This is a genomic window from Poinsettia branch-inducing phytoplasma str. JR1, from assembly GCF_000309465.1.
Classification (GTDB): Bacteria; Bacillota_I; Bacilli_A; order Acholeplasmatales; family Acholeplasmataceae; genus Phytoplasma; species Phytoplasma pruni.
In genome coordinates, this window is the sequence record NZ_AKIK01000151.1 from 1 (window position 1) to 651 (window position 651).

Consider the following 651-nt stretch of genomic DNA (forward strand, 5'->3'; position numbering starts at 1 on the left):
GATCTACGATAACTTCTTTTTCTAGACATTTAAATCTCCTTTTGTTTAAATTTTATTTAAATAGAAAAACAACTTTATTCACTTATCACCTACTCTTTCAAGGCACAGTTTATCAATCTTTAAAAGTTCAAAAAAGCTTAACCAAAAAAGGATTTTTCATTAGCATGTCAAGAAAAGCTACCCCTCGTGATAACGCATTCATCGAAAATTTATTCGGCCAAATGAAAAGCATTTTATTTTATCGCCATCCTTTTTTATTTCAAAAATCACCAACAAAAATAAGTAAAATCATCAACCAATTTCCTGCTTTTTGGAATTCTAAATGGATTTTGGCTAAATTAAATTATCTTTCGCCTATCCAATATGAACAAAATTTAAGATAAAAGAATTAAAAAAACTTTTAAAAACAGACCTTTTAAAAAGGTATCTTTTTTGCGCCTTTTTTAATAAAATGTTCTTATTAATAATAAAAATTATTTTATTTTCATTTTGTATATGAGTTTTTAACTTTTTTTACCTAACTATATAATGAAAAGATAAAATATTAGCAAAAATATCTTTTGAAACTAGCAAATTATAAAAAAATATTAGACACTTTTTTCGTCTAATAAAAATACTTTGTTAGAGTTGCAAGATCGGAAGAGCGGTTCA

The 651-nt window shown here is 24.7% G+C and carries 1 protein-coding gene; it reads left to right on the top strand.

Annotated features, from left to right (window positions below; all coding sequences use genetic code 11):
* A partial coding sequence (locus tag ON17_RS02740) for an IS3 family transposase (RefSeq protein WP_017191974.1) occupies nt 1-383 on the top strand: 383 nt, incomplete at its 5' end.
* Between the last annotated feature and the right edge of the window lie 268 nt (nt 384-651).